2 protein-coding genes and 2 pseudogenes are annotated in these 3775 nt (G+C 37.2%); 1 reads left to right on the forward strand and 3 read right to left on the reverse strand.

Annotation, left to right across the window (positions count from 1 at the left end; translation table 11 throughout):
• Positions 1–278 (reverse strand): annotated as a pseudogene (locus tag CWB80_RS22760) (RNA-guided endonuclease InsQ/TnpB family protein); the annotation flags it as partial.
• 104 nt (positions 279–382) lie between these two features.
• On the opposite strand from CWB80_RS22760, the pseudogene CWB80_RS23270 reads away from it, so the two are divergent.
• Positions 383–687: pseudogene (locus CWB80_RS23270) on the forward strand (diguanylate cyclase domain-containing protein).
• 918 nt (positions 688–1605) lie between these two features.
• On the opposite strand, the gene CWB80_RS21885 reads toward CWB80_RS23270, so the two are convergent.
• Both CWB80_RS21885 and CWB80_RS23275 read right to left on the reverse strand, forming a co-directional pair.
• A complete protein-coding gene (locus CWB80_RS21885) occupies positions 1606–1872 on the reverse strand; it encodes a hypothetical protein (protein WP_055022496.1) in 267 nt (88 codons plus the stop codon).
• 737 nt (positions 1873–2609) lie between these two features.
• Complete coding sequence (locus tag CWB80_RS23275) at positions 2610–2831, reverse strand: zinc ribbon domain-containing protein (protein ID WP_461786970.1); 222 nt, start codon at positions 2829–2831, stop codon at positions 2610–2612.
• Positions 2832–3775: the final 944 nt, after the last annotated feature.

A 3775-nucleotide genomic window follows, 5' to 3' on the forward strand; every position in this document is an offset into this window, starting at 1 on the left:
GTCAAAGCCAGTGATCGTTTCAAAACTTGTTTAGCCGTTTTGCATTCCACTTCCTGAGTGATACTGCATTCCCATTTTCCGTGACGATATTGAACAGTGACGGTCTTAATTTTGCTCACTAGCTCACGATGCAGGACGATTGGCACTTTGCCGACCTTTGGGATGCTTATAGCGCCATTTTCGATTCGAATGCAATTGGAATTATTGACGGCTCGAAACGAGTCGTTGTGAAGTTTTTTCTTTTTGTATGAGACTTTATGCTTTGGAAAGCGCTGCAAACGAATCTTTGAAAAAGCATTCTTAACAGCAGCATGATAAATCTTTACAAAGTGCAGTCATGGTGTTCCAAGATATATCTGAATTGAATGATATCACTAAAAAAATGGGATTTTTGGCATCTCATGACTCGTTGACTAGACTACCTAATAGAAGGTACCTCCAAGAGTACCTTCATGCTCTTTGCACAGACTACTTGAAACTAAAGTCGCAGTTTGCAGTTTTATTTTTAGATTTAGACAGCTTCAAGATTATTAACGTTACACTTGGCCATGCAAAGGTGATGAACTGCTTCCTATTATAGCAAAGAGACTTAGCAACCAATTACCATCAAGTGTATTTATAAGCCGTCTCGGTGGAGATGAGTTTGTTATTGTAGTCCCAAAAACGGATAACATCCAATATATGTGATTCGGTTTAATGGGCTCTATTGTCGCACCGGCCTTATGTAAACTATTTAAAGAGTATCCGGAAATTAAGTCAAACTTCATTTGTGATGATAAGCATCTTGACTTGATAGAACATGGAATTGATTTAGCAATTCGTGTTAGAAAATCAAGAGACTCAAACTATACACACAGCGCCTAGGCAGTTTTAAAGACATTCTTTACAAGGCAAAAGGAAGTAACGTCTCCCTACAAGACCATGTATATATATATCAAACTCACGGGAAAAAAGAAGAATACCTTCTAACTCATAAACTCTCTCCACATACTTTGAATATAAAATTTAAAGAATTTCACAGAACAATACATTAACAGAAACGGTCAGATTTTGGAGTAGGAATTGTCCCAAAACTATTTGATATCAGCAAAGTTGATATAGAAGAGTTATGCCCAGAGTATTCATTGCTTGATGTCAATTTTTTTGCTTTGCACAACTGTGGTTCAAAAGCTTCAGCAACAATAAAATTAGCTAAAGAAGCGATCGTTAGTTTTTTAGACTCCAAAAGCTAACTTTGCCTTCCCTAGAGACTATATAGCCATACTTGAATTATTCGCAAACTTTTTAATAATGTGTTTAGGTGCTGCAGGGATCGATGTGCTTAGCCTGATTGACTTATGGAGATTTCAATTTCATACAAGGAAACAGTCCACCCAGTAAAAGGCACTTAACTAACAAGGCTAGATACTATTAGCCCGATGAAGCATTTAACAATGAAAAAGTAATAATATAAGAAACCTAATATTATCTTTAATCTTATGTATGATTCATAAGGGGTTATGATAGTTTAAAAAACCAAACGATTTTGATGGTTCACAATCCTCTAAACAAAACAATAATCCCATCAGAAATAATTTCATGCCTAATTTAACATAACAGAATATTTTAGCTTTCGCAGTATATGACTTTTGGTCTCTTATACATTAAAGCCCTCTTCTGCAGCTCAGAAATACAAATTGTACGAGAGCCAATTCCAAGCAACTTAACCGACTTCCCCCAATTTGCTGTATGATACTTAACATCACTCTTGATAACCCCAAGCCAACTTGAAGCTCTACGGGTACTGACATCAAAGTGCTTAGCAAGTTTTTTTGCTGTGAAGTATCCACCATTTTCGAGCATAAATTCAGCTGCATCATTTACTGATAACATAAGGTCCTCCAAGTATTTCATTCGTCTGCAAGCATAGGTGGTCTAGTAACAGCAAAGCTTGGTTTCGTAGGCTTCTCAAGCGAGGTTTTCGACAATTGATACCACCTTTACGGTACGATTAAGGACACCAGTATCAACCGTCTTATACTTATTGGATGTACGCATATTATATAGGAAAGCACTTTTATTTTCTGAAATTAAAAGTGCTTTCCCGAGGGATTGGGTCGTATAAAACTCCCCTTTCTCTAACATTAATTTAGTTACTGTTTTTGTCGATGCCATTTTCAAACCTTTTTAATTGTAGATTTTTAAACAATATCAAAAGATGAATTTTGCGCTCATTTTAAAAAATTAACTTAAAATGCCAGCCTTAGAGCAAAAGTCATTTTTGCTACAACCTTACGTGCACCGGCATCACAGACCTTGTTGATGGTTGAAATTACATCATCAACCAAAACGGTTGTACTCTTAATATTCTTTTGAGCTAATTGAAACGCGCTTAGGAACTTATCAAGTCGCGGGTTCCATTCATTTAACACCCATTTATCTACATTAGAACCAATAGCGCCATGAAGTGACTTCTCAACGCCTTATCAGGTGATGCTTCTTATTTCATTAGCCGTTGCTAAATAGTATCGAGACTTACGCAGCTTCCATATGCAGAAATGACCGTCCAGCCGTTTTTAATTTCAAAATGCCTTTGTCACGGATATTAAGAGCGGTATTTAAGTCGCGATCTATATCCATAACTCCGCAGTTGGAACAACCCCACTTGCGAACTGATAATAGCATTTCTTCCATTTTATGACCGTAGCAAAGCAGGTTTTAGAGCTGGCGTAACACTGTTCTATTTTTATCACATGGTTGCCCTGCTCTTCCGCTTTGTAATCCAATTTATAAAAAAAGCTGTTCCTGCTCGCATTAGCAATGTGCTTTGCCAGCTTGCGGTTCTTCAGCACATTGGCTGATTTCAGAGTCTGAACAATATTACTTGGTTTTCGTCAACAAGGGGTCGACTGAGTTTATGTTAAAAGCAGCGCGAGCATTCGCTACTTTTTCGTAACTCTTGGTATATTCAAGCACCCTCTTACTGGCACAGTTAACAAATATTTGTATAGATATCGCTTCTGCTTTTGTATTAACTGTCGAAACGAACAATGGATATCCTGGCTCAATGGTTTTACTTCAATAGCTTGGCGATAAGCCTCCATAACAATTAATAATGTAACTGTTGATTCTTTTCCGAAAGAGCATAAAGAAGTAATTTTTAGAGCTCTGATATCAGCTACTGATGAAGAAAAGGCTGAGAAACTATTTCTCTCTACTTACTTTGTTAACCGTTCCAACAACGCTATCGATGATGTGTATTTGATTAACTTTGAAACACTCACTTCACACTCCAACCTAAATTTTGTAACTATTGTCACATAGGATATAGAACAACCTTTGAATGAAGTGCTAACTAAATATTCTCCATGATTATTTTTTTAAAAAAGTCATATAGAACAATAACTAAAATATATCCACACTAAATTATTCAGGGTGAATTCGCCAAATTATTTACTTCAAAAAACATAAAGCCAGCCTTAGTGAACTACCCAGCGACATCGGTTCACTCTGATCACAGGGCTTCTACAGTCTAGCTTAACAGCTAGGCTGCTTCTTTTTTCTCAGATCCAAAATCCAACTTCGATAATTCGAAGACTTTCGTTTTAACAGATTGTTTCTGCTGAGATGCGGGTGTTACCCTTGCGACGATTCCAGCCGCAATTATATCTAATTCACCCGTACTAGCTATGCTTTTAGCAGCAGCTAGATCTCGGCTTTGATACGCTCCGCAAGCCGTACAAGTAAACACGCCTATCATTCAATGTTAAAACATGCCGTTGCCCGCACTCCGAAC

Origin of the sequence: Pseudoalteromonas sp. S1650 (assembly GCF_005887195.1) — a bacterium.
GTDB classification, from domain to species: domain Bacteria; phylum Pseudomonadota; class Gammaproteobacteria; order Enterobacterales; family Alteromonadaceae; genus Pseudoalteromonas; species Pseudoalteromonas simplex.